Genomic DNA, 25,776 nt, shown 5'->3' on the forward strand with positions numbered 1-25,776 from the left:
GGGCGCCCATCCCCCGCCGCGCCCGGGTGCCGCGCCCCGGGCCGCCGGGCGCCGGGCGGGACGGGGACGCGGGAGACGGCGACGAGCGGCGGGAGGGGGTGCCGTGGACCTCAGCGTGATGTTCTTCGGCGCGGACGTGGGCGAGAGCGGGCACGCGCGGGCGTACGAGGACGTGCTGGCGCTGGCCCGCGAGGCGGACCGGCTCGGCTTCCACGCCGTGTGGACGCCCGAGCGGCACTTCCAGCAGGTGGGGCAGGTCTTCCCGAGCCCGCCGGTGCTGGGCGCGGCGCTCGCGGTGGCCACCGAGCGGATCGGGATCCGGGCGGGCAGCGTGGTGCTGCCACTGCACCATCCGCTGCGGGTCGCCGAGGACTGGGCGGTGGTGGACAACCTCTCGCACGGCCGGGTCGGCCTCTCGGTGGCGACCGGCTGGCACTCCGCCGACTTCGTGGTGCGCCCCGAGGCGTATGAGGACCGGCGCGCCCGGCTGCTGCGGGACGTCCCGGTGCTGCGTCGGGCGTGGGCCGGCGAGGAGGTCGAACTGCCCGACGGAACCGGTGCGTTGACGTCCGTACGGACCCAGCCCCGGCCGGTGCGCGAGCGGCTGCCGCTGTGGCTGACCACGTCGGGCTCCCCCGCGACCTGGGAGACGGCGGGGCGGCTGCGCGCCGGGGTGCTCGGCGCGGTCGTCGGGCAGACCCGCGAGGAACTGGCCGACAAGATCGCCCGCTACCGGGCGGCCTGCGCCGGGGCGCCCGAGCAGGGCGGCACGGACGCGCACGGCCGGGTGACGCTGATGACGCACGCCTACGTCGGCGCGGACGAGGCGGAGGTGGTGCGGCTGGTGGCCGCGCCGCTGAAGGCGTACCTGCGCTCGTACGTGCGCCAGACGTCGGCCAACCGCACGGCCGACCGGCGCACCGCCGAGCTGTCGGGCGAACAGACCGCGCTGATGGCCGAGTTCGCGTTCCGCCGCTACCTGCGCTGGGGCTCGCTGCTCGGCTCGCCCGAGTCCTGCCGCAAGATGCTCGCCGACCTGTGCGAGCTGGGCGTGGACGAGGTGGCCTGCTTCATCGACTTCGGCCTCGGCCGGGACACCGTCATGGCCGGGCTGCGCCGGCTCGCCGCGCTGCGGAAGGACGTCTGATGGCCGGGGAGTTCGCGGGGGGCCGGGGGCCGGCCGGCAGCGGCGGGGGCCCGGCCGCCGGGCCCGGGGCGGTCCGTGCCGCCTCGCTCGCCGACCGGTTCGGCGCGCTGGACCGGGAGCGGCGGGTGGCGCTGCTGCGCCGTCTGGTGGCGGCGGGGAAGGTCCAGTCGGTGCCCGCCGTGGTGCCGCCGCGCGGCGCGGACGGGCCGGTGCCGCTGAGCCCGGCGCAGCAGGACCTGTGGGTGTACGACTCGCTGTATCCGGGGACCGGGGCGCTGAACCTGTGCGCCGCCTACCACTTCGACGGGCCGGTCGACCCGGAGCACCTGGCGGCGGCGCTGACGCACGTGCGGGCGCAGCACGACGTCCTGCGGGCGCGGATCACCGGGGAGCCCGGGCAGCTGCTCCTGGAGTTCCCCGAGACCGGGCCGCTGGTCCTGGAGCGGGAGGACCTGCGGGGCTCCGGGCGGGACGTGGCGGCGGCCTTCGACGCGTTCCGGCGGCGCCCGTTCGACCTGGCCGGGGACCACCTGATGCGGGCGCGGTACGTCACGACGGGTCCGGACCGCTCGACGCTGATGCTGGGCCTGCACCACATCGTCACCGACTGGTGGTCCTTCGACGTGCTCCAGGCGGAGTTCGCCGAGGCCTACCGGGCGGTCAGGGACGGCAGGCCGCCCGCGCTCGCCCGGCCCGCGGTCCAGTACGCCGACTTCGCCTCCTGGCAGGGCGAGCTGGCGGAGTCCGGGGTGCTGGACGCGCGCCTGGACTTCTGGCGGGAGTACCTGGCCGGGCCGCCGGGGCCGCTGACCGTGCCGGGCGGTCCGTCCGGGCGGCCGGGCGCGGGCGTCGCCCAGGTCCGCTTCCGGCTGGAGGAGCCGGTGGCGCGGGCGGTGCGGGCGCTGGCCAGGGAGCGCCGGGCGTCGGTGTACGTGGTGCTGATGGCGGCGTTCGCGGTGCTGGCGCACCGGCTGACCGGGGCCGGGGACCTGGTCCTGGGCACGCCGACGGCGAACCGTTCGGCCCGGGGCCTTGAGCGGGTGATCGGGTACGTGATGAACGCCGTGCCCACGCGCTGGCGCATCCGGCCGGGCGACTCCTTCGAGGAGGTCCTCGCGGGCTTCACGGCCGACTTCCCTCGTCTGATGGCGCACGCCGACGTGCCGGTGGGGCGGATCGTGTCGGCGGTGGCGCCGGAGCGGGACGCCGGGCGGTCGCCGCTGTTCCGCTGGGTGTTCATGCACCTGGCGCGCCAGCGCAGTGTGGCGACGCTGCGGGAGTTCTCCCGGCCGGAGCGGATCCACACCGGCGGCGAGCACGACCTGGTGGCGGTGGTGCGGGACGCCGAGGACGGCTCGGAGGCGATGGACGCCAGCTTCGAGGTGCGCGCGGAGCTGTTCGACCCGGCGCTGGTGGAGCGCTGGGCGGACTGCTTCGCGCAGCTGCTGCGGGAGGTGACGCGGGCGCCCGGCACGGCGGTGGACGACCTGGTGCTGCTGCCGCCCGGTGAGCGGGACCGGCTGCTCGCCGCGGGGCGCGGCCCGGCGGCGCCCGCCCCGTCCTCGCTGCCGGACCTGGTGGCCCGCCGGGCCGCCGGGGAACCGGGGGCGGTGGCCCTGGAGGCGCCGGAACTCTCGCTGACGTACGCCGGGTTGTCCGACCGCACCGACCGCCTGGCCGCCCTCCTGGTACGCCACGGGGCGGGCCCGCACCGCCGGGTGGCGCTGCTGCTCGGCCGGGGCCCGCTGGCCGTGGTGGCCGCGCTCGCGGTGCAGCGGGCGGGCGCGGCGCACGTGCCGGTGGACCCGGACTACCCGGCGGCGCGGGTGCGGGCGACGCTGGCGGACGCGCGGCCCGCGCTGCTGGTCACCGACGACCCGGAGGCCGCGGCGCGCGCGCTGAAGGACGCCGTGGGCGCCGCGGACGTGCCGGTCCTGGTGCTCGACGAGCGGGCGTACGACGAGGAGCCCCTGCCGCGGCGGGAGTCGGCCTCCGGCCACCCCGCCTACGTGATCTACACGTCCGGGTCCACCGGCGCCCCCAAGGGCGTGGTGGTCCCGCACGCCGGGATCGCCGCGCTCGCGGGGTCGCTGTGCGAGCGGTACGGGCTCGGTCCCGACAGCCGGGTGCTCCAGCTGGGCTCGCCCGCCTTCGACATCTGGATCGGCGAGCTGTGCATGGCGTTCGGCTCCGGCGGCACGCTGGTCCTGCCGGGGCCGGGGGCGCTCGCGGGCCCGGAGCTGGCGCGGGTGCTGACGGAGCGGGCGGTGACGTTCACGATGCTGCCGCCGTCGGTCCTGGCGACCCTGCCGGAGGGTCCCTACCCGGCGCTGCGGGCCCTGGCGACCGGGGCGGAGGCGTGCCCGCCCGGGCTGGTGGAGCGCTGGTCGGCGGGCGGGCGGCGCGTGCACAACGCGTACGGGCCGACCGAGTCGACGGTGGCCGCGACGCTGAGCGGCCCGGCCGTGGCGGACGGCACCGCGCCGCCGCTGGGCACCCCGGTGGCGGGCACCCGGGCGTACGTCCTGGACGCGCGGCTGCGGCCGCTGCCGGCCGGGGTGCGGGGCGAGCTGTACGTGGCGGGCGAGGGCCTGGCGCTGGGCTACCACGGGTTGCCCGGGGCCACCGCCGAGCGGTTCGTCGCGGACCCCTTCGGCCCGCCCGGCGCGCGGATGTACCGCACCGGCGACCTGGTGCGGCTGCGGGCGGACGGGGCGCTGGACTTCCTGGGGCGCGCCGACGACCAGCTGAAGGTGCGGGGCCTGCGGGTGGAGCCGGGCGAGGTGGCGGCGGCCGTGGCGGCGCACCCGGCGGTGGACCGGGCGGTGGTGGCGGGGCACGGGTCCCGGCTCGTCGCCTATGTGACCCTGCGTCAGGCCGGGGTGGGGCCGGGCGAGTTGCTGGCGCGGGCGGCGGCGCTGCTGCCCGCGCACCTGGTGCCGTCCGACGCGGTGGTGCTGGACGCGCTGCCGCTGCTGCCCAACGGCAAGGTGGACCGGGCGGCGCTGCCCGCGCCGGGGCCGGTGGTCCCGGGCGCGCGGCGGCCCGCCACCGGGCGCGAGGAGGCGCTCTGCGCACTGTTCGCGGAGGTCCTGGGGCTGGAACGGGTGGGCGCGGAGGACGACTTCTTCCGGCTCGGCGGGGACAGCATCATGGCGATCCTGCTGGCCGGGCGGGCCCGGGCGGCCGGTCTGGCGTTCGGCCCGCACGACGTGTTCCTGGCCCGCACCCCGGCGGGCCTCGCGGTGGCGGCGCGGGAGGCCAGGACGCCCGCCGCGGCCGGCTGGGCGGAGGCCGGGCGGCTGCCGCTGACGCCGGTGATGCGCTGGTGGCGCGAGCAGGGCGGCGACCGGTCCGCGTTCACCCAGTCGATGCTGTTCCCGGTGGAGCCGGGCACCGGTGAGGAGCGGCTGCGGGCGGCCGTGGCGGGCCTGGCCGAGCGGCACGGGTCCCTGCGGATCCGGCTGCTGCCGGGCGACGAGGAGCTGGAGGTCGCCGAACCGGGCGTGCTCGTACCGGAGTTCGTACGGGTGGACGCCTCCGGCCCGCAGGACCTGCGGGAGCTCGCGGCCGGGCGGGCACGGGCGGCCCGGCTCGACCCGTACACCGGTCCGGCGCTGCGGGCGGCCTGGCTGGACGCGGGCCCCGACCGCCCCGGCGGGCTGCTCCTGACCGCGCACCACCTGGCCGTGGACGGCGTCTCGTGGCGGGTGCTCGGCCCGGACCTGGCGCTGGCCCTGGCGGGCGGGGAGCCGCCCGCGCCCGGCCTGCCGTTCCGCGCCTGGGCCCTGCTGCTGCGCCAGGAGGCCCTGCACGAGGACCGGGCGGAGGAGGAAACCGCCTGGTGGGAGGGGGGGTTGGCGGGACCGGAGGCGCGGATCGCGGGCGGCCGGGGCGCCGGCGGGACCCGGGCCACCGTGGACAGCGAGCTGGACCCCGAGCTGACCGGGGCGGTGCTCGGCCGGGTGCCCCACGCCTTCCACTGCGGTCCTGACGCGGTGCTGCTGACCGCCCTGGCGACGGCCTGCGCGCGCTGGCGGGGCGACGGCGGCGGGCTCCTGGTGAACCTGGAGGGCCACGGCCGCGAGGAGCTGTCCGAGCCGGTGGACGTCTCGCGCACGGCGGGCTGGTTCACCACGCAGTACCCGGTGCGGCTCGACCCCGGGGACGCGGCCACGGGTCCCGGCGAGGCGCTGAAGCGGGTGAAGGAGCAGCTGCGCGCGGTGCCGCGCGGCGGCCTCGGCTGGGGCCTGCTGCGGTACCTGAACCCGGGCACGGCGCCGCGGCTGGCCGCGCTGCCGGTCCCGGACGTGCGCTTCAACTACCTCGGGCGGCTGTCCGGTTCCGACGTGGCGGGCGGCGAACTGCTCGGCGGGGACCCGGACGGCGTCCCGCTCGGACACGCCCTGGAGGTGGACGTGGTCGCGGTGGACGGGCGGCTGTGCGCGACGTGGTCGTACCCGCGGGGGCTGCTCGACGCCGCTGAGGTGGAGCGGCTGGCCGCGCTGTGGGGGGCGGCGCTGGCCGACCTGGCCGCGCACGCGGCGGACCCGGAGGCGGGCGGGCACACCGCGTCGGACTTCCCGCTGGTGGACCTGAGCCCGGAGCAGCTGGACGCGCTGGAGCTGGACCTGTGAGCGGGGCGGGGGCCGGGGCCGGGCGCGCGGGCGGGGGCGGCCGGGTCGCCGACGTACTGCCGCTGGGGCCCGCGCAGGAGGGCCTGTACGCGTACGCGCTGGCGCACCCGGAGGGGCCCGACCCGTACCTGGTGCAGGCGCGGTTCGAGGTGCGCGGCGCGGTGGACGTGCGGGCGGCGGTGGACCGGCTCCTGGAGCGGCACCCCGTGCTCAAGGCGTGCCTGCGCCACCAGGGCCTGGAGCGGCCGGTGGCGGTGGTGCCGCGCGAGGCGGTGGTGCCGTGGCGGGAGGCGGACGTGCGCGGGCGGGGCCCCGGCGCGGTGGAGCGGGTGCTCGCCGAGGACCGGCTGGTCCGCTTCGACCTGCGGCGCCCGCCGCTGGTGCGGGGCACCGTGATCCGCCACGACGGCGGTACCGAGCTGCTGCTGACCCTGCACCACCTGCTGGTCGACGGCTGGTCGCTGGGGGTGCTGTACGGGGACCTGGACGCCCTGGCGCGGGGCCTCCCGCTGCCCCCGCCGGTGCCGCTGCGGCACTACCTGGCCTGGCTGCGCGGGCGCGACCTGGGCGAGGCCGAGGCGCGGTGGGCGGCGACCCTGCAAGGGCTCGACGGCCCGGCGCCGCTGGCGGTGGACCCGGGGACCGGCGTGGACACGGCAGACCTGGAGCTGCCCACCGACCTGACGGCGGCCCTCGCGGACCGGGCCGCCGGGGCGGGCGTCACCCTCAACACCCTGGCCCAGGCGGCCTGGGCGCTGGTCCTGGCCCGGACCACGGGGACGCGGGACGTGGTCTTCGGCGGCGTGGTCTCGGGCCGTCCGCACGAACTGGCGGGCGTGGCCGAGATCGTCGGCCTGTTCATCAACACCCTTCCGGTCCGGGTGCGGCTGCGCCCCGAGGAGCCGGTCGGCGAGCTGCTCGCCCGGATCCAGCGGGAGCGGGTCGCGCTGGCGCCGTACTACCAGGCGCGGCTCACCGAGGTGGCGCGGGCGGCCGGGCGGGCCGAACTCTTCGACAGCGTCCTGGCGTTCGAGAACTTCCCGCAGCCCCGCGCCGACGCGGAGGCCGTCCTGCGCCCGGTCGCGACCCTCGACGGCACGCACTACCCGGTGTCGCTGGCGGTGGTCGCCGGGGAGCGGATGCTGCTGCGGGTGAACACGCGCGGCGTCCCGGCCGCCCGCACGGCCGCGCGCGTGGGCCGCGCCCTGGCCGAGCTGGCCGGCGACCCGGCGCGCCCGGTGGGGGCGCTGGACGTGCTGCCCCCGGCGGAGGCGGCAGAGGTGCGCCGGTCCTGGCACGGGGACCCGCTCGCCGGTGGCCCGGACACGCTCACGCAGGCGTTCGCGGCCCGGGTGGCCGCCGCACCGGACGCCCCGGCCGTGGAGTGCGGGCCGCTCACGCTCACGTACCGCGCCCTGGACGAGGCCTCGGACGCGCTGGCGGCGGGGATCGCCGGTGCGGGGGTGCGCCCGGGTGAGGTGGTGGCGGTCGCGCTGGCGCGCTCGGCGGAGCTGGTGGTGGCCCAGCTGGCGGTCCTGAAGGCGGGCGCGTGCTGCCTGCCGCTGGACCCGTCCCAGCCCCCGGCCCGCCTGGCGTCGCTGACCGGGGCGGCGGGGGCGCGGGCGGCGGTGGTGGCGGAGGCGGTGGACCTGCCGGCGGACGTGCGCCGCATACCGTACGGGACAGGTGCGGATCTCAGCCGACTACCGGACGGAACAACCGAGGTGACGGATCATCAGTCCGTCCGGAACCACCCCGACTCCCCCGCCTTCCTGATGTTCACCTCAGGCTCCACCGGCACCCCCAAGGGCGTCCTCGTGCCGCACCGGGCCGTCGCGGGGCTCGCCAGGGACCGCCGGTTCGCCGGGCACCGGCGGGTGCTGTTCCACAGCGCGCACACCTTCGACGCCGCGCTGTACGAGGTGTGGGTGCCGCTGCTCGGCGGCGGCACCGTGCTGGTGGCGCCGCCCGGGGAGCGGACCTCGCCGGAGCTGCTGCGGCGGCTGCTGCCCGCGGCCCGGCCCGACGCGCTCTGGCTGACCGCCGAACTCCTGCGCACGGTCGCCGACCTGGACCCGGGCGCGCTCTCCGGGCTGCCCGAGCTGTGGACCGGCGGTGACGTGGTGCCCCCGGAGTCGGTGCGGGCGGTGCGCGAGCACTGCCCGGGGCTGCGGGTGGTCGACGGCTACGGACCCACCGAGGCGACCGTCTTCGCCACCGCCCACCCGGTGGGCGCGGCGGACGGACCGCTGCCGATCGGGCGGCCGCTGGACGGCACCCGGGCCTACGTCCTGGACGAGCTGCTGCGCCCGGTGCCGCGGGGGACGGCCGGGGAGCTGTACCTGGCCGGGCCCCGTCTCGCGCTGGGCTACCTGGGGCGCCCCGGACCGACGGCGGAACGCTTCCTCGCCGACCCCTACGGCCCGCCCGGCTCCCGGATGTACCGCACCGGGGACCTGGCCCGCCAACGCGCCGATGGCGAACTGGAGTTCGCGGGCCGCACCGATGACCAGGTCAAGGTGCGGGGCTTCCGGGTGGAGCCCGCCGAGGTGGAGGCCGTGCTCGCGGCCTGCCCCGGGGTCACCCGGGCCGTGGTGGGCGCCCGGCCGGGGCCCGACGGCACCAAGCGGCTCGTCGCGCACCTGGTGGGCGGTGACCCGGAGCGGGTCAGGGAGCACGCGGCGCGGCTGCTGCCCGCGCACCTGGTGCCCTCGGCCTGGGTCCTGGTCGACGCGGTGCCGCTGACCCCGCACGGCAAGGTCGACCGGGCCGCGCTGCCGGAGCCGCGGGAGCCCGAGGCGCCCCCGGTGGCGGCCAGGCCCGCGCGGCCCGGCCGGGAGCTGCGGCTATGCGCCCTGTTCGCCTCGGTCCTCGGGGTGGAGCGGGTCGGCCCGGACGACGACTTCTTCGCGCTGGGCGGGCAGTCGCTGCTGGCCCTGCGCCTGGTGACGCGCGTCGAGGCGGAGCTGGGCGCCGAGCTGGCGCTGCGGACGCTGTTCGAGGCGCCCACGCCCGCCGGGCTGGCCGCGCGGCTGACCGGGGCGGGGGCGGAGCAGGACGCGTTCGGGCCGCTGGTGACGCTGCGGCGCGGCGACCCTTCGCTGCCCGCGCTGTTCTGCCTGCACCCGGGGTTCGGGCTCGGCTGGGCGTACGCGGCGCTGCTGCCGCACCTGCTGCCGGAGCGCCCGGTGCACGCGGTCCAGGCCCCGTCGTACCAGGGGCGCGCGGTGCCGGACGACCTCGGGGAGCTGGCCGAGCAGTACGCCGGGCTGATCCGGGCGGTCCAGCCGCGCGGCCCGTACCTGCTGCTCGGGCGCTCGTTCGGCGGGCCCGCCGCGCACGAGGTCGCGGTGCGGCTGCGGGCGGCCGGCGAGGAGGTCGCCCTGGTGGCGGTCCTGGACGCGATGCCGAAGCCGGACGCCGTGGCGGCCGTACCGCTCCCGCCGGACGTGGTGGAGCGGGAGGCGCTGCGGGTCCTGCTGCGCAACGCGCTGCCGGGCGGGGCGCCGGAGGACGGCCCGGCCGACCGGGGCGCGGTGGTGGCGCGGCTGCGGGAGCGCAGCCCGGTGCTCGCCGGGCTGCCCGCCGAGCGGTTCGAGGGCCTGGTGGACGGGGTCGGGCAGCTGGTCCGGATGGTGCGGCACTGGCGGCCAGGGCGGTACGACGGGCGGGTGACGCTGTTCTCGGCGACGCGCGGCGCGGAGGCGTCCACCGCCGACAAGACGGCGGCCTGGCGGGCCTGTTCGGCCGCGGTGGACGTGCACGAGCTGGACTGCGAGCACGGCGGCGTGCTCGGTCCGGAGCCGGCGGCGCGGGTGGCGGCCGTCGTGGAGAAGGCGCTCGCGGGGGGCTGAGGGGCATGGACGAGCACGAGGTGTACGAGTTCCCGGTGTCGGAGGCGCAGAGCAGGCTGCTGGTGCTGGCCCAGCTGGACCCGGGCGGCGCGCAGTACCACGTGCCCGCCGCCTTCCGGGTGTCCGGGCCGCTGGACCCGGCGGCGCTGGGCCGGGCACTGGACGCGCTGGTGGCCCGGCACGAGGCGCTGCGCACGGTGTTCCGCACCGGAGCGGACGGGACGCCGGTGCAGCTGGTGGCGGCGCGGGGGCGGGCCGGGCTCCGGGTGCTGCGGGACGTGCCCGCGGGCGCGGCGGACGGGCTGCTGCGGGAAGAGGCGGCGCGGCCGTTCGACCCGGCGCGGGGCCCGCTGCTGCGCTGCGTGCTGCTGGCCCTGGACGACGGCTCGCACCGGCTGCTGCTCGTGGCCCACCACCTGGTGTGCGACGGCTGGTCGCTGGGGGTGCTGCTGCGCGACCTGGAGCGGGCGTACGCGGCGGAGCTGACGGGCACCCCCTGGGACGCGCCCGAACTCCCCTTGCAGTTCCCCGACTTCGCGGCGTGGCAGCGCGAGCGACTGGCGGCCGGCGGCTACGCGGCGGCGGTGGCGCACTGGGCCGGGGAGCTGCGCGGCGCGCCGGAGACGGCGGCGCTGCCGCTGGACCGGCCGCGCCCCGCGGTGCTCTCGGCGGCGGGCGGCACGGTGCGCTTCCCGCTGGGGGCGGGGGTGCGCGAACGGCTGGCCGCGCTGGCCCGGGAGGCGGGCACGACGCCGTTCACGGTGCTCTTCGCGGCGTACGCGGTCCTCGTGGCCCGGCTGACCGGCCGCGAGGACCTGGTGATCGGCTTCCCGGTGTCGGGGCGGGACCGCCCCGAGCTGCAGGAGCTGGCCGGGATGCTGACCAACACCCTGGCGCTGCGCCTGGACCTGTCGGGCGACCCGTCCTTCGGCGCCCTGGTGGCCCGGGTGCGGGACCGGGTCGCGGCCGGGCGCCCGCACCAGGACGCGCCGTTCGAGGCGGTGGTGGACGCGGTGGCGCCGGTCCGCGACACCAGCCACGACCCGCTGGTGCAGGTGGTGTTCGGCTACGACGATGACACGGACCTGGGCCTGCGGCTCGCGGGCGCCAGGGTGGAGCCGTGCGAACTGACCCTGGACACGGCCAAGTTCGACCTGCACCTCCAGGTGGAGCGGCGCGGCGGGGAGCTGGCCGCGCAGCTGATCTTCCGCCGGGACCTGTTCGACGCGGAGACGGTACGGCGCTGGGTCCCGGCCTTCCGCACCCTGCTGGACGCCCTGCTCGGCGCGCCCGGCGCTCCGGTGTCCCGGGCCGAGGCGGTCCCGGCGGACGAGCGGGCCCGCACCCTGGCGGACGCCGACCGCACGGCGCTGGCCGCCCCGGTGGACCGGCTGGTGCCCCGGCTGGTCGCGGACCGGGCGGCCGAGCGGCCGGACGCCACGGCCCTGGTGTGCGGTGCGGTCTCGCTGACGTACCGCGAACTGCTCGGCCGGGCGGACCGGCTCGCGCACCGGCTGCGGGCGGCCGGGGTGGGCCCCGGGGTCCGGGTGGCCCTGCTGCTCAGCCGCTCCCCGGCGCTGGGGGTGGCGGCCCTCGCGGTGCTGCGCGCGGGCGGCGCGTTCGTCCCGCTGGACCGGGCGCACCCGCCGGCCCGGCTCGCGTACATGGTCGGGAACGCGGGCGCGGGCCTGCTCCTGGCGGACGCGGTGACCGCACCGGCCGCCCTCGGCCTGGGCGCGCAGGTGCTGCGGGCGGACGAGGACGACCCCTCGGGGCCGCGGGCCGAGCCGGTGGCCGTGCGGCCCGGGGACCTGGCGTACGTGCTGTACACCTCGGGCTCGACCGGGGTGCCCAAGGGCGTCGCCGTGGAGCACCGGGCGCTGGCGAACCTGGCGGTGGCGGTGCGGCCCGAGTTCCCGGTGGGCCCGGACGACCGGGTGCTGCAGTACGTCTCGACCGGCTTCGACGTGGCCGTCTCGGACCTGTTCTTCCCCTGGGTCGCCGGGGCGGAGCTGCACCTGGCGGGCGACGACGAGCGGCTCGGCGACGCGCTGCTGGCCCGGCTGCGGGAGTCGCGGATCACCTACGTGTTCCTGCCGCCGTCCGCCGGGATGTCGCTGCCGCCCGGGGACCTGCCCCACCTGCGGACCCTGGCGGTGGGCGGCGAGGCCTGCCCGCCGGAGTTCGTGGAGCGCCTCAGCGCGCCGGGGCGGCGGATCGTCGACGCCTACGGCCCGGCCGAGGCCACCGTGTACTCCACGACGGCGGTGCTCCGGCCGGGACGCCCGGTGGTGATCGGCCGCCCGGTGCCGGGCTCGCGCGCCTACGTCCTGGACGCCCGGCTGCGGCCGGTGCCGTGCGGGGTGACCGGCGAGATCTACCTGGCGGGCGCCACGCTGGCCCGGGGCTACACCGGGCAGCCCGCGATGACCGCCGAGCGCTTCGTCGCCGACCCGCACGGCCCGGCGGGCACCCGGATGTACCGCACCGGGGACCTGGGCCGGTTCGACGCCGAGGGGGTGCTGCACTACCTGGGCCGGGCCGACACCCAGGTGAAGGTGCGCGGCATCCGCATCGAGCTGGGCGAGGTGGAGACCCTGCTGGCCGCGCACCCGGCGGTGCGGCACGCGGCGGCGGCGGTGCGCGAGGGGCGCCTGGTGGCGTACGCGGTGGGCGCGGACGTGGCCGACGAGGTGCTGCGCGCGCACCTGGCCGAGCGGCTGCCCGGGTACATGGTGCCGGAGGCCTTCGTGCGCCTGCCGGAGCTGCCGCTGAACCGCTCGGGGAAGCTGGAGCGCTCCCGGCTGCCGGACCCGCCTGCCGAACGGCCCCGTCTCGACCAGGAGTTCACGGCGCCGAGGCCGGGGACCGAGGAGGCGGTGGCCGGGGCCTGGGCCCGGGTGCTGACCGTGGACCGGGTCGGCGCGCACGACAACTTCTTCGACCTGGGCGGCAATTCGGTGCGCCTGCTGGCCGTGCTGGGGGCGCTGCGCGAGCGGTTCGGCCTCGGCGAGGACCGGCTCACCCTGGTGGACCTGTTCCGCCGCCCCACCGTGGCCGCGCTCGCCGCGCACCTGGACGGCCCGGCACCGGCGCCCGGCGCCGCCACCGACACCGGCGCCGAGGCCGCGCGGCGCGGCGCCGAGCGGCGCCGCCGGGCCGCCGCCGCACACCAGCTCCGATCCCGGAAGGGCACAGCCCGATGAACGACCTGACGCACGGCACCCCCGCCGACCACGCCGACCTCGACGGCGCCCACGAGCCGGACGGCGCGATCGCGGTCGTGGGCATGGCGGGGTGCTTCCCCGGCGCCCCCGGCCTCGCCGCCTACTGGGCCAACCTGCGCGACGGGGTGTGCGCGCTGACCGACTTCACCGAGGCGGAGCTGCTCGCCGACGGCGCGGACCCGGCGGTGCTCGCGCACCCCGGCCACGTGCCGTCGAAGGGCTTCCTGGCGGACGCGGACCGCTTCGAGGCGCCGCTGTTCGGCTTCAACCGGACCGAGGCGGCCGTCCTCGACCCGCAGCACCGGCTGCTGCTGCAGACCGCCTGGGCGGCGCTGGAGGACGCGGGCCACGACCCGCGCCGGGTGCCGGGGCGCACCGGGGTGTACGTGGGCGGCAGCCCGACCGAGCACATGCTGGCGGCGGCCACCTCGGCGCGGCTCGCGGCGTCGGTGGGCGCGATGCAGGTGCGGGTGCTGACCGACCGCGAGTTCCTGGCGCCCTGGATCTCGTACCGCCTCGGACTGACCGGGCCCAGCGTCAACGTGCAGACGGCGTGCGCCACTTCGCTGACGGCGGTGCACCTGGCGGCGCAGGCGCTGCTGCTCGGCGAGTGCGACACGGCGCTGGCGGGCGGCGCCTCGGTGGACGTGGTGCGCCGGGCGGGCTACCTGCACGCGGAGGGCGGGATCTTCTCCCCCGACGGCCGCTGCCGCCCCTTCGACGAGAAGGCCGCGGGCACCGTCCCGGGCAGCGGCGCCGGCCTGGTGGTGCTGCGCAGGCTGGCGGACGCGCTGGCGGACGGGGACCCGGTGCGGGCGGTGGTGCGGGGCACGGCGGTCACCAACGACGGCGCCGCCAAGGTCGGCTTCACCGCGCCGGGCGTCGACCGGCAGGCGGCCGCGCTGGCCGAGGCGTGGGCGGCGGCCGGGCTCGACCCGGCGCTCGCGGGCCACCTGGAGGCCCACGGCACGGGTACGGAACTGGGCGACCGGATCGAACTGGCGGCGGCGGCCGAGGTGTTCGGGCCCGAGCCGCGCGCCTACCTCGGCGCGGTCAAGGCGAGCGTCGGCCATCTGGACGCGGCGGCCGGGGTGGCCGCCCTGATCAAGTCGGTGCTGATGCTGGAGCACCGCACGCTGGTGCCCACGGTGAACGTGACCGCGCCCGCCGCCGGGCCCTTCCGGCTGGTGGACCGGGCGCTGCCCTGGGAGCCGCCGCCGGGTGGCGGCCCGCGCCTGGCCGGGGTGACCTCGGTGGGCATCGGCGGCACCAACGCCCACGTGGTGCTGGCCGAGGCCCCGCCGCTCCCGGCCCCCGCCCCCGTACCGCGCACCCCCGAGGTGCTGCCGGTCTCGGCCACGACGCCCGGGCAACTGAACGTGCTGGTCGCGGAGTTGGTACGGGTCCTGGGCGCCGCGGACGCGCCCGCGCTGGCCGGCGTGGCGCACACCCTGCGCACCGGCCGCACCCCGCTCCCGGCGCGCACCTACGTGGTGGCGTCCGACGCCGCCGAGGCGGCCGCGAAGCTGGCGGCGGGGGTGCGCGACCCGCACCCGCTGGGCGAGGCGTGGCTGCGCGGCGAGGAGGTGCGGTGGCCGGTGGTGGCGGGCGCGCGCCGGGTCACGCTGCCCGGCTACCCGTTCGCCGGGGAGTCCCACGGCGCGCTCACGCTGACCGCGCCGCACGGGGACGCGCCGGAGCCGGGGCCCCGTGACGCGCAGGACGCGCCGGACGGCGGGGCGGAGGCGGCCGTGGGCGCGGTGCTGTGCGAGGCGCTGGGCCTGACGGGCCCCGAGGAGCTCGACGGCAGCTACTTCGGCGCGGGCGGCGACTCGCTGACCGCGGTGCACCTGGTCGGGCGGCTGCGCGACGAGCTGGGCCTGGACGTGCCCGTGGACCTGTTCCTGGAGGAGCTGACGCTGCGCGAGCTGGCCGGACGGATCGCGGCGGGCGGCCCGGGCGACGACGAACTGGCCTCGCTCCTGGACGAGTTCGAGGCGAACGGGTGAGCCAGGCCGTGGACCTCCTGGACCCGCGGCTGCACGCCGGGCGGGACCTGCGCCCGCTGTGGCGGGAGCTGCGGCGCACCGAGCCGGTGCGCCGGCAGCCGGTGGACGCCTCGGCGGGCCTGGCGGTGCCCGGCTTCTGGGTGGTGACCCGGCACGCGGACGTGCTGCGGGTGCTGCGCGACGCGCGGGGCTTCTCCTCGCGGGGCGGCAACATGCTGGCGACGCTGCTCAGGGGGTACGACTCCGGGGCCGACAAGATGCTCGTGGTCACCGACGGCCCCCGGCACGGCGCCCTGCGCGGGCTGCTGTCCGCCGGGTTCGGGCCGCGCGGCCTCGGCGCGGTGGAGGAGTCGGTCGCCCGCTCCACGCGCGCGCTGCTCGCCGAGGCGGTGGCCCGCGGCAGCGGGGACTTCGTCGCCGAGGTGGCCGCCCAGGTGCCGCTGCGCGCCATCTGCGAGCTGCTCGGGGTGCCGGAGGCGGACCGGGCGCGGGTCCTGGAGCTGACCGGCACCGCGATGCTGGGCGACGAGTCGCGGGAGGCGTCGGTGGAGACGCGGATCGCGCGCAGCGAGATCATGCGGTACTACCTGCGGCTGGCAGCCGAGCGCCGGGACGCGCCCGGCTCGGACCTGATCAGCCTGCTGGTGGGCGCCGAGGTGGACGGCCGCCCGCTGTCCGAGGAGGAGGTCCTGCTCAACTGCTACAACCTCGTCATCGGCGGTGACGAGACGGCCCGGCTGGCCATCGCGGGCGGGCTGCTCGCGCTGGCCGAGCACCGGGAGCAGTGGGAGCGGCTGCGCGCGGACGCCTCGCTGGTGGACCGGGCGGCGGAGGAGGTGCTGCGCTGGACCTGCCCGGTGGCGCACGTGGGCCGCACGGCGCTGGCGGACACCGAGCTCGGCGGGGTGCGGATCGCGGCGGGCGACGCGGTGACCCTGTGGTGCGCCTCGGCCAACTTCGACGAGGAGGAGTTCGCCCTGCCGGACGCCTTCGACGTGGGGCGCACCCCCAACCGGCACGTCACCTTCGGCTTCGGGGCGCACTTCTGCCTGGGCGCCCGGCTGGCCCGGGTGGAGGTCCGGGCGCTGCTGTCCGAACTGCGGCTCCAGGTGGGCTCGTTCCGGGTGACGGGCCCGGCGCCCCGGATCGCGTCGAACTTCGTGCGCGGGGTCAGCGCGCTGCCGGTGGAGTTCGGTCCGGCAGCCGGTCGCCGATGATCCGCACCAGGGCGGGCAGCTGCTCCTTGAGGTAGAAGTGGCCGCCGGGCAGCACGTGCAGCTCGAAGGGCCCCTCGGTCTCGGCCTCCCAGGCGCCGACCGCCGCCGCTCCGGCGCGCTCGTCGCGGTCGCCGGTGAGCGCGACCAGCGGGCAGGGCAGCGGGGCGGCGGGCCGGTGGGCGTAGTCGTCGACGGCCCGGTAGTCGGCGCGCAGGGCGGGCAGCACGACCCGCAGCAGCTCGGGGTGTTCCAGCAGCGCGGGGTCGGTGCCGCCGAGCTTCACCAGCTCGTCCAGGAGCGCGTCGTCGTCCAGGGTGCTGACGTGCGGGACGCCCCGGGGCGGCCAGGGCAGGGCGGGGGCCTGGCGCCCCGAGGCGAACAGCACGAGCGGCGGGCGCCCCCGGTCGCGCAGCAGCCGGGCCGCCTCGAAGGCGACCAGGGAGCCCATGCTGTGGCCGAACAGGGCGAACCGCTCGCCGTCGGGCAGCGCGTCGACGGCCGCCGCGGCCAGCGCCCGTACGTCGGGGATCGTCGGCTCCTGGAAGCGGTCGTGGCGGCCGGGGTACTGCACGGCGACGACCTCGGCGCGCCCGCGCAGGGCGGCGGAGAGGTCGTAGTAGGCGCCGGCGGCGCCCCCGGCGTGCGGGAAGCACACCAGTCGTACGGTCTCCTCGCCGTCCGCCACCGGGTGGAACGTCCTGGTCCACGCGCCCATCTCGGCCTGCCTCCCCGTCCGCGGTACCCGTTGCCCGGGCCAGCCTACTGAGGGACGGGGGTGCGGGGACGGGGGGCCCGATCACGGACGGGGCCCGATCACGGACGCGGGCGCCCCGGTGCGCGCTGCGCCGAGGCGCGCTCGTTCTTCTACGACTACGCCCGCGCGCTACGCCGAGGCCCGCTTCTTCGGGGCCGCCTTCTTCGCGGGCGCCTTCTTCGCCGTCTTCGCCGTCGACTTCACGGCGGCCGTCTTCTTGGCCGCGGTCTTCTTGGCGGTGCCCGTCGACTTCTTGGCGCCGGTCTCCTTGGGGGCGGCGGGGGCGCTCTTCTTGCGGGCGGCGCGCTTGCGGATCGGGGTGACCTCGGCGACCTCGCCGTCCGCCGTCCCCGCGGGCTCCTCGCCGCGCGCCTCGCGGGCCGCGCGCACGCTGCCCTCCAGGGCCGCCATCAGGTCGATGACCTGGCCGCCGCCCTTCTCGGCGGCGGGGGCGCGGACCTCCCCGCCGCCCGCCTTGGCGGCGATCATCTCCTCGACGGCGGCGCGGTAGTCGTCGTGCAGGGTGTTCAGGTCGACCTCGCCGAGGGTGTCCATCAGGGCGTCGGCCAGGTCGAGTTCGGCGTCGCGGACGGTGACGGAGGTGTCGGGGGCGACGCCCTCGGGCGCGCGGATCTCGTCGGGCCACAGCAGGCCGTGCATGGCGATGACGTCGCCGACGACCCGGAGCATGCCGAGCCGCTCGCGGCCGCGCAGGGCGAACTTGGCGACGGCCACCTTCTCGCTGCGCTTGAGCGCCTCGCGCAGCAGGGTGTAGGGCTTGGCGGCCGGGACGCCGTTGGCGGAGAGGTAGTAGGCGGCGTCCATCTGGAGCGGGTCGATGGAGGCGGCGGGCACGAAGGCGACGATCTCGATCGTCTTGGCGGTGGGCAGCGGCAGGGCGGCCAGGTCGGCGTCGGTGATCGGGATGACCGTCCCGTCCGCGTCCTCGTACCCCTTGCCGATGTCGGCGGCGGCGACCTCCTCCTCGTCGAGCTCGCACACCTTGCGGTAGCGGATGCGCCCGCCGTCGGCGGTGTGGATCTGCCGGAAGGAGACCGAGCGGCTCTCGGTGGCGTTGACGAGCTTGATCGGGATGCTGACCAGGCCGAAGGAGATGGCGCCGTTCCATATGGATCGCACGATCAGTCCCTTTCGTCGCGAATGCCGGGATTCGATGGGATTCTCATCGTATGACGCCGATCACGGAGGTGGAGGGGCGGCGGCTCCCGCTCAGCAACCTCGACAAGGTCCTCTACCCGGCCACCGGCACCACCAAGGGCGAGGTCCTGCACTACTACGCCACCACCGCCGGATCCCTGCTCGCGCACCTCTACGGCCGCCCGGTGTCCTTCCTGCGCTACCCGGACGGCCCCGGGGGCCAGCGCTTCTTCACCAAGAACCCGCCGCCCGGCACCCCCGCCTGGGTGAGGACGGCCGAGGTGCCCCGCTCGGCGCACGCCGTCGCCCGCCAGGTCCTGGTGCAGGACCTGGCGTCGCTGATGTGGGCGGCGAACCTGGTGGTGGAGTTCCACACCCCGCAGTGGCAGGCCGACGAGCCCGCCCGGGCCGACCGGCTGGTGCTCGACCTGGACCCGGGCGCGCCCGCCACCGTGGTGGAGTGCTGCGCGGTGGCCCTGTGGCTGCGCGACCGGCTGGCCGCGGACGGACTGCACGCGTACGCGAAGACCTCCGGGTCCAAGGGCCTCCACCTGCTCGTCCCGCTGCGGCCCACGCCCTCGGAGGACGTCTCGGCGTACGCGAAGGGGCTCGCCGTGGAGGCCGAGGCGGCGCTGCCCGGGCTGGTCGTGCACAAGATGGCCCGGGCGCTGCGCCCCGGGAAGGTCTTCGTGGACCACGGCCAGAACGCGGCGGCCAAGACCACCGCCGCCCCCTACACCCTGCGCGCCCGCGCCGAGCCGACCGTCTCCACCCCGGTGACCTGGGCGGAGGTGGAGGAGTGCGGCAGCCCGGCGCGGCTGGTCTTCCGGCTCGGCGACATCGCGGCGCGGCTGGCCCGGTACGGGGACCTGATGGGCCCGCTGATCAACCTCAACCGCGCGGGCCGGCTGCCCCGGGCCTGAGGCCCCGAGGGAGGGCCATACGGGACGGAGGGCGCCGCTGTCCACCCCGCGAGGGCGTACGGGAGCACCCGGGGGCGCGCCCTTCGAGCACGCGCGCCCGCGCCCCCGCCCGGCCGCCTCACGCCCGCAGCCACGTCCTGCGGTCCCGCGCCACCGCGTACAGCGACTCGATGTCCGCCGGTTTCAGGACGCCGCCCGCCCGCGCGAGCACGGACTGTATCTCGCCGCCCTCCAGGACCCGTACGCCGACGGGCGGAGGGATCAGTTCCAGCCGACTCGCGCCCACCACCGCGAGCACCGGCCGGACCGCCGTCGCCAGCGCGTGGGAGGCCCGCTCGGCGTCCCTGCGGACCCACCGGATCCACGGCAGCGGCTCGCCCCTGCCCACCGCGACCAGCGGGTCGGCGGCCCGCACCCGGGCCCGGTGGGCGGCCAGCGTGCGCAGGACCAGCACGCCCGCGGGCCCGATGAGCAGGTGGTCCACCCGCGCGCCGCCCGGCAGCGGGACGCAGTGCAGCGCCCGCCACCCGGCCCCCTCGAGCCCGTCGAGCGCCGCGCCGATCTCCTGGTGGGCGGCCAGTTCCGCACGGCGCGGGTCGGCGCGCAGCAGGCGCCGGGACGGCGCGCCCCGGTCCAGGTCGACCAGCAGCGCCTCCCCCGGACGGTTCGGCGCGAGGTCGTCGTCGGGGTGCAGCGAGAGCCGCGCGAGGTCCGCGGCGGTCGGCACCGGAGGCGGCCCGACGGTCACCGAACCGGTGACGAAGGGCGCCAGCGCGGCCATCACCTCGGCCTCGTCCACGCCCGTGAGCAGGCTGATCCTGCCGGAGCCACGGTCGAACCAGGCGACGCAACTCCCGTTCGGCAGGCTCACGTAGAGCCGGTCCCCGCCGTGTCCGTGGGCCGGTGTCACACGCAGTGCGGTCATCCCCCATCACCCCACGGACCATGGGAACAGTCCCGACCCCGAGTGGGCAATATCCAGGGAGGGGAACTGCGCCAGCGGTGTCCGATTGCCGGGTCCTGGTTGTCGGTCGGGTGGTGCACACTGGCCCCCAAGTGCAGTGCTCGCGGGGAGGGAAGGGCATGTTCACGGGGATCGAAGAGGTCGACTGGCCCTCGCTCGGTCACGCCTTCGGGCCTGCCGACGACGTGCCCGGCATGCTGCGCGCGCTCGCCTCCGCCGACCAGGCGGAGCGCGAGCTGGCCCTGGACGCGCTGTACGGCACGGTGCACCACCAGGGCGACGTGTACGACTCGACGCTGGCCTGCATCCCCTTCCTGCTGGAGCTGGTGGCCGACCCGGCGGTCCAGGACCGGGGCGGTCTGGTGGAGTTGCTGACCAGCATCGGCTCCATCGACCTGGCCGGCGACGACGAGACGGAGCAACTGGACCCGGAGGACGAGGAGTTCGAGGACGCGGCGAACTACGCGATGGCGGCCGCGGCCGTCGCGGCCGGCGCCGACGTCTTCCTGGGCCTGCTGCGCGACGACGACCCGGAGGTGCGGCTGACCGCTCCGGGCGCGCTCGCCTCGCTGCACGGCGAGCCGGAGCGGGTCCTGGAGCTGCTGCGCGAGCGGCTGACCGTGGAGACCGACACCGAGGTCCGGCTGGCGCTGGTGGACGCGGTGGGCCGGATCGCCCTGCGGTACGGGTCGCTGCGCGAGGAGACCGTGGACTGGCTGCGCTGGCTGATGGGCGCCGCGCAGTCGCCCGTGCTGCGGCTCGCGGTGCTGGCCCAGCTGGCGCGCTGCGCGCCGGAGCGGCTGCCGCGCGACATCGTGGCCACCACGACCGGGCTGCTGCGCGCGGTGCGCGCGGAACCGGCCCTGCCGCTCCCGCTCCCGCCGCCGCCCGCCGAAGGTCCGGCCGAGAGCGCTCCCGAGGCGGCCCCGGAGGTCCCGGGCGACGGGGTGCGGCCGGCGCCGACCCTGGTGGGTCAGTTGCGGGAGCTGCGCGAGGAGCACCCGCCGGGGCCGGGGACGCCGTGGACGGACGACCTGTTGCGCACCCTGCACACCGCGCTGGACGACCGGGTCGACGACCGCATCGAGCTGGTCACCGCCCAGCTGCACAACCCGGACCCGGCACAGCGCACGGACGCGATCTGGATGTGCGGGAGTCTGATACGGACCTGGCGCGGGCGGTACGACGAGGTGGTGCGGCTGGTCGGGACGCAGCTCATGGAGCCGGACCCACGGCCGCGCGAGGCGGCGACCGGCTGGCTGGAGGGCCTGTTCGTGCTGGCCCGGCCGGCCGCCGACGCGCTGGCGGCCCGGGTGGCCCTGGACCCCGAGCCGTGGGCCCGCGGCCACGAGGGCAGCCGGGCGGCGCTGGGCAGCGCCCTGCTCGCGCTGGCCCGCTGCGGGGACCCCAGGGCGGTGCCGGCCCTGGCGGCGGCGCTGGAGGAGGGCGAGCTGCGCGACCAGCTGGCGCACGCGGTGTCGTTCCTGGGCGGGCACGCGGCCCCGCTGGCGCCCGGGCTGCGCCGCAGGCTGGGCCGGGTCGCGCTGGACGACGAGCTGTACGACCGGGCGGCGCCGCTGCTGCGGGCCCTGGCGGGCCTGGGGCACGCGGAGGCGCTGCCGGAGGTGCTGCGGGTGCTGCGGGGGGCACCCGCGTTCCGCCGGCACTGGGTGGTCGAGGCGGCACTGCGGACGCTGGCCGCGTTCGGTCCGGCGGCCCGTGAGGCCGTACCGGACCTGCGGGCGCTGCTGGGCGAGGACACGGCCGCGCTGTCGACCGGGGCGGCGCGGGCGCTGTGGCGGATCGAGGGCGACACGGACGCGGTGCTGCCGGTGCTCGGCCGCTGGCTGGGCTCGCGCGCGCCGGGCGACCGGCGGGCGGCGGCCCGGGCGCTGGGCTCGATGGGTCCGGGGGCGGCCGGGGCGGCGGGCGCGCTGCGCGGCTGTCTGACGGCGCCTGACGTGTGGGTGCGCACGGACGCGGCGGCGGCCCTGTGGCGGGTGAGCGGGGACGAGCGGGACGCGCTGCCCGCGCTGCTGGCGGCCTGGGAGGAGAACCGTTACGTACGGGTGGAGGCGGCGCGCTGCCTGGTGCTGATGGGCCCGTGGGCGACGGGCGCGGCGGCGGCGCTGCGGGCGGAGCTGGCCCGGCGGCGGCGGCACAACGTGGTGGACGGCGGCTCGGGCAGCCACGACATCGACGAGGACGAGCGGCTGCTGGCGCTGTGCCGGGAGGCACTGGCCGGTCTCGGCGAGGAACCGGGGGTGCTCTGACCCGGGGGCCTCTGACCCGGGGGTCCTCTGACCCGGGGGTCCTCTGACCCGGGGGTCCTCTGCCCTGGGGGCCTCTGCCCCGGGGTCCTCTGACTCAGGGGGGCTCTGACCCGAGGTGCTCTGACCCGGGGGTCCCTTGGCCCGGGCTGATCTGGCCCGAGGCGCTCTGGCCCGGGCGTTCTCCGGCCAGGGCTGCTCTGATCCGGGCTGCTCCGGCCCGGGGGCTCTCCGGCCCGGGCGTTCTCCGGCCCCGGGCGCGGCCGCGATCGTTGACGCCGCCGTGCGTACACCTATGGCCCGCTGTTACACAGCTGACGATATGCCGCAACAGCGGACACATAGCCTCGAAGGCGTCAGCAAGCGCACAGCAGTGAGGACCCACCGTGAGCCACTCCCGCCACCGCAGCCTCTTCCGCGCCGCCGCTGTCGCCGTCGTCGCGAGCGGCGCCCTGGCGGTCCCGGCGGCCGCCTTCGCCACGGACGCGACCGTCACCCCGCAGGAGTCCGGCGCCGTGCACGTCGTCCCGAAGGGGCCGGTGAAGGCCGGTACCGAGGACTACGCCCCCGCGCGGGACAGCGCCACCCTGATCGCCGCGGGCGGCGGCCTGGCCGCGCTCGGCGCCGCGGGCATGGGCTTCGCGATGCTCCGCCGCGGCCGCACGGACCGCTGAGCCGTGCGCGCCCCCGAGCCCGGTCCCGTACCGCCGGAACCCCCGATGAGCAGCAGTCCCGCCCCCGGCGCGCCCGCGCCGGAGCCCCGGGCCCCCCGGCGGCCCGGGCGCGGCACGATCGTCGCCGCCTCCGCGCTGGCCGTCGCGCTGGGCGGCGGCCTGATCGCCTGCGGCCAGGGCTCCGCGAGCGGCTCCCCGGCGCCCGACGTCTCGGTGACCGACAGCGCGACCACCCGGCCGGGCAAGGACACCGCGGGCCGCCCGATGAAGCGGTCGAAGCCGGTCCGGCTGGCCGTCCCGTCCGCCGGGGTGGACGCCTCCCCCGTGCTCGACCTGGGCCTGGACGCGAACCAGGAGCTCCAGGTGCCCTCGGTGGCGCAGGCGGAGCGGCCCGGCTGGTACACCGGCAGCGTGACGCCCGGCGAGAAGGGCGCCTCCGTGCTCGTGGCGCACTACGACACCGCCGAGGGCCCGGCGCTGATGCGGAACGTGGCCCGGGTCAGGACGGGCGACCTGATCGAGGTGGGCCGCGCGGACGGCACGACGGCGGAGTTCCGGATCCGCGAGATCCAGCAGGTCGACAAGAAGGCCTTCCCGACGCGGAAGGTCTACGGGGCGACGGACCGGCCCGAGCTGCGCCTGATCACCTGCGGCGGCCCGATCGAGGGCGGCCACCGCGCGGACAACATCATCCTCTACGCCGACCTGGTGCGTTGATGCCTCCCGTTCTCCACGGGGACGGTGGCCCGGTCCCCGGAAGCACGGCCCGCCTGGTGAAATAGAACAGCAGGACCCACCGGGGCAGCCACGAGGAGACCATTGAGCCCGCACCGACGCTCGCGCACGACACCGCTCGTGGCGGCCGGCACGCTGCTGCTGGCCGGCCTGCTCGGCGGGTGCGGCGACGCGGGCGACCTGCGCAGCGCGGGCCCGACGCCCACCGCGGTCGGGCCGGTGCGGCTCTGGCCCGACCTGCCGCCGGTCACCACCCCGCCCAACGACTACGGCGAGTCCGACACCGAGCGGGTGCCGGGCGTCGAGGTGCCCGGTGACGACGTGCACAAGGTCGACGCGGTGAAGGTCGTGCAGGCGGAGGCCTCGGCGCACCCGGACTCGTACAGCGGGGCGGACGGCCTGTACGAGGAGACGGTCCGGCAGCTGGACGCCTGCGGGAGCGCGCCGGCGAAGTGCCCGGTGCTCAAGCCGTACTACCGGGACCTGACCGGCGACGGGAAGGACGACCTGGTCGTCGGCATCAAGATGCCCGGCCAGCAGACCGCCGTCCGCGTCTACATGCCCGAGAAGGGCGGTCTCACCCGGATCATGTCCACCTCCGACCAGATCGTCAGCGTCGAGCTCGCCGGGCGCGACCTGGTGACCCGCGCGGTCTCGGCGGGCATCCCCGGCTACGAGTACCGCACCGCCTGGTCCTGGGACGACCAGCAGCGCGTGATGCTGCCGCAGCGCGACGAGATCATCCGGGTCAAGCCGCGCGCCTCGCAGGAGCCCGGGCCCGCGGCGGGCGCGCCCGAGCCGCCGGCCGCCGCGCCGGACCCCCGCGACGGCGTGCTGCCGGACGCCCCCGACGACCTCACGGCGGCCGACCGGTGAGCCCGGGGACCCCGCCGCCCGCCCGGCCGCGCCTGCTGCGGCTGCCGCGCTGGACCGCGACGCTCACCTGGAAGGCGGCCGTCTTCATCACGGTGATGTGCTGCGCGCTGGCCGCGCTGCTCGGCGCCCTGGTGCACGTCTCGGTGACCCGCCAGACGGTGGACCAGGCGCGCGAGAAGGCGCTGTCACGTCTTTCGGACATCACCCGGTCGTACGAATCCGGTGAACCGGTCCCGCGCTTCGGCGGCATCGACCCCGACGGCCTGCCCGCCGCGCTGCGGGCACTGGCCGTGCGCGGCGAGCGGGGCACCATGGTCGCCGACTACCGGGGCAGGCCCACGATGTGGGCGGCGGGCCCGGCGGACGGCCGGGCGCTGGCGGTGCGGGTGGACTACTCGCTCAGCGCCAGCACGATCTCGGGCCTGGACCAGGCGATCGTGGGGTCCTCGGTGCTGGCGATCGGCGCGACCCTGCTGGTCGGGGCGTTCGCGGTGACCCGGGTGACCCGGCGGCTTCACCTGACCGCGCAGGTGGCCCGGCGGATCAGCGCGGGCGACCTGGACGCGCGGGTCAACGACCCGCGGACCAAGGACCCCACGCGCCCGCAGGACGAGGTGGCCACGGTCTCCGGGGCGCTGGACACCATGGCCTCCTCGCTCCAGGGCAAGCTGCTGAGCGAGCAGCGCTTCACCGCGGACGTGGCGCACGAGCTGCGCACCCCGCTGACCGGCCTGTCGGCGGCGGCAGAGCTGCTCCCGGAGGGCCGCCCGGCGGAGCTGGTCCAGGACCGGGTGCGGGCGATGCGGGCGCTGACCGAGGACCTGCTGGAGATCTCCCGGCTGGACGCGCGCAACGAGACCGTCGACATGGACGTCCTGGACCTGGCGCGGCTCGCCGAGCGGGTGGTGCGGGCGTCGGGGACGGCCACCGAGGTGCTGGTGCTGCGCGACGCCCGGGTGGAGACCGACCGGCGCCGCCTGGAGCGGGTGCTGGGCAATCTGATCGCCAACGCCCACAAGCACGGCGGGCAGCCGGTGTGGGTGGTGGTGGACGGCCCGGTGGTGACGGTGCGGGACCACGGCGAGGGCTTCCCGGAGTACCTCCTGGAGCACGGCCCGCAGCGGTTCCGCACCGAGAGCGGCAGCAAGGGGCACGGCCTGGGGCTGACCATCGCGGTGGGCCAGGCGGCGGTCATCGGCGCCTCCCTGGGCTTCGACAACGCGCCCGACGGCGGGGCCAGGGCGCGGCTGACGCTCACGGAGTTCACCGAGGACGACCACGACGGGGACCCGGACGCCGCTCACGCGGAGTGACCCTTCACGCGGAGTGAC

The 25,776-nt window shown here is 77.5% G+C and carries 15 protein-coding genes; 12 read left to right on the forward strand and 3 right to left on the reverse strand.

Annotation, left to right across the window (positions count from 1 at the left end):
* Positions 1-103: 103 nt before the first annotated feature.
* The 6 genes from ABT160_RS32360 to ABT160_RS32385 are packed head-to-tail and all read left to right on the forward strand — an operon-like array spanning position 104 to position 16,091.
* Positions 104-1,147 carry a MupA/Atu3671 family FMN-dependent luciferase-like monooxygenase gene (locus ABT160_RS32360; RefSeq protein WP_351651494.1) on the forward strand — a complete coding sequence of 348 codons (1,044 nt, stop codon included), beginning with the start codon at positions 104-106 and terminating at the stop codon, positions 1,145-1,147.
* Positions 1,147-5,784, forward strand: coding sequence for a non-ribosomal peptide synthetase (locus ABT160_RS32365; RefSeq protein ID WP_351651495.1), 4,638 nt, complete (start codon positions 1,147-1,149; stop codon positions 5,782-5,784). Before ABT160_RS32360 ends, ABT160_RS32365 begins: the two co-directional genes overlap by 1 nt.
* Positions 5,781-9,638, forward strand: coding sequence for a non-ribosomal peptide synthetase (locus ABT160_RS32370; protein ID WP_351651496.1), 3,858 nt, complete (start codon positions 5,781-5,783; stop codon positions 9,636-9,638). Before ABT160_RS32365 ends, ABT160_RS32370 begins: the two co-directional genes overlap by 4 nt.
* A gap of 5 nt (positions 9,639-9,643) precedes the next feature.
* Positions 9,644-12,844: a non-ribosomal peptide synthetase gene (locus tag ABT160_RS32375; RefSeq protein ID WP_351651497.1), complete on the forward strand. Its 3,201-nt coding sequence runs from the start codon at positions 9,644-9,646 to the stop codon at positions 12,842-12,844.
* Positions 12,841-14,874 (forward strand): type I polyketide synthase, encoded by a 2,034-nt coding sequence (locus ABT160_RS32380; protein WP_351651498.1) that lies wholly within the window; start codon positions 12,841-12,843, stop codon positions 14,872-14,874. Before ABT160_RS32375 ends, ABT160_RS32380 begins: the two co-directional genes overlap by 4 nt.
* The gene (locus ABT160_RS32385) at positions 14,871-16,091 is read left to right on the forward strand and encodes a cytochrome P450 (protein WP_351651499.1); all 1,221 of its coding nucleotides are present in this window, start codon (positions 14,871-14,873) and stop codon (positions 16,089-16,091) included. Before ABT160_RS32380 ends, ABT160_RS32385 begins: the two co-directional genes overlap by 4 nt.
* Here ABT160_RS32385 and ABT160_RS32390 read toward each other — a convergent pair.
* Positions 16,045-16,806: a thioesterase II family protein gene (locus ABT160_RS32390; protein ID WP_351651500.1), complete on the reverse strand. Its 762-nt coding sequence runs from the start codon at positions 16,804-16,806 to the stop codon at positions 16,045-16,047. The genes ABT160_RS32385 and ABT160_RS32390 overlap by 47 nt on opposite strands.
* Positions 16,807-16,974: 168 nt before the next feature.
* Positions 16,975-17,985: a non-homologous end joining protein Ku gene (gene ku, locus ABT160_RS32395; protein WP_351651501.1), complete on the reverse strand. Its 1,011-nt coding sequence runs from the start codon at positions 17,983-17,985 to the stop codon at positions 16,975-16,977.
* 50 nt (positions 17,986-18,035) lie between these two features.
* On the opposite strand from ku, the gene ligD reads away from it, so the two are divergent.
* On the forward strand, positions 18,036-18,926 hold the full coding sequence (gene ligD / locus ABT160_RS32400) for a non-homologous end-joining DNA ligase (RefSeq protein ID WP_351651502.1): 891 nt from the start codon (positions 18,036-18,038) through the stop codon (positions 18,924-18,926).
* Between the two features lie 118 nt (positions 18,927-19,044).
* On the opposite strand, the gene ABT160_RS32405 is transcribed toward ligD, so the two are convergent.
* Complete coding sequence (locus ABT160_RS32405; protein WP_351651503.1) at positions 19,045-19,851, reverse strand: nuclease-related domain-containing protein; 807 nt, start codon at positions 19,849-19,851, stop codon at positions 19,045-19,047.
* A gap of 158 nt (positions 19,852-20,009) precedes the next feature.
* Between ABT160_RS32405 and ABT160_RS32410 the strand changes: the two genes are divergently transcribed.
* From ABT160_RS32410 to ABT160_RS32430, 5 genes are all read left to right on the forward strand, one after another.
* Entirely contained in the window at positions 20,010-22,163 is a 2,154-nt protein-coding gene (locus tag ABT160_RS32410) for a HEAT repeat domain-containing protein (RefSeq protein WP_351651504.1), read from the forward strand.
* Between the two features lie 383 nt (positions 22,164-22,546).
* Positions 22,547-22,834, forward strand: coding sequence for a hypothetical protein (locus ABT160_RS32415; protein ID WP_351651505.1), 288 nt, complete (start codon positions 22,547-22,549; stop codon positions 22,832-22,834).
* 45 nt (positions 22,835-22,879) lie between these two features.
* Positions 22,880-23,551: a class F sortase gene (locus ABT160_RS32420; protein ID WP_351651506.1), complete on the forward strand. Its 672-nt coding sequence runs from the start codon at positions 22,880-22,882 to the stop codon at positions 23,549-23,551.
* A gap of 102 nt (positions 23,552-23,653) precedes the next feature.
* The gene (locus ABT160_RS32425) at positions 23,654-24,445 is read left to right on the forward strand and encodes a hypothetical protein (protein ID WP_351651507.1); all 792 of its coding nucleotides are present in this window, start codon (positions 23,654-23,656) and stop codon (positions 24,443-24,445) included.
* Positions 24,442-25,758 carry an ATP-binding protein gene (locus ABT160_RS32430; protein ID WP_351651508.1) on the forward strand — a complete coding sequence of 439 codons (1,317 nt, stop codon included), beginning with the start codon at positions 24,442-24,444 and terminating at the stop codon, positions 25,756-25,758. The genes ABT160_RS32425 and ABT160_RS32430 overlap by 4 nt, the downstream gene beginning before the upstream one ends.
* The last annotated feature ends 18 nt before the right edge of the window (positions 25,759-25,776 follow it).

The sequence above is a fragment of the Streptomyces sp. NPDC001941 genome (assembly GCF_040296945.1).
GTDB lineage: Bacteria > Actinomycetota > Actinomycetes > Streptomycetales > Streptomycetaceae > Streptomyces.

Excerpts from the sequence above, each read along its gene's own strand:
- ABT160_RS32365 (WP_351651495.1), top strand. The coding sequence starts at position 1,147 with ATGGCCGGGGAGTTCGCGGGGGGCCGGGGGCCGGCCGGCAGCGGCGGG.
- ABT160_RS32375 (WP_351651497.1), top strand. The coding sequence starts at position 9,644 with ATGGACGAGCACGAGGTGTACGAGTTCCCGGTGTCGGAGGCGCAGAGC.
- ABT160_RS32380 (WP_351651498.1), top strand. The coding sequence starts at position 12,841 with ATGAACGACCTGACGCACGGCACCCCCGCCGACCACGCCGACCTCGAC.
- ABT160_RS32390 (WP_351651500.1), bottom strand. The coding sequence starts at position 16,806 with ATGGGCGCGTGGACCAGGACGTTCCACCCGGTGGCGGACGGCGAGGAG.
- ligD (WP_351651502.1), top strand. The coding sequence starts at position 18,036 with ATGACGCCGATCACGGAGGTGGAGGGGCGGCGGCTCCCGCTCAGCAAC.
- ABT160_RS32405 (WP_351651503.1), bottom strand. The coding sequence starts at position 19,851 with ATGACCGCACTGCGTGTGACACCGGCCCACGGACACGGCGGGGACCGG.
- ABT160_RS32410 (WP_351651504.1), top strand. The coding sequence starts at position 20,010 with ATGTTCACGGGGATCGAAGAGGTCGACTGGCCCTCGCTCGGTCACGCC.
- ABT160_RS32420 (WP_351651506.1), top strand. The coding sequence starts at position 22,880 with ATGAGCAGCAGTCCCGCCCCCGGCGCGCCCGCGCCGGAGCCCCGGGCC.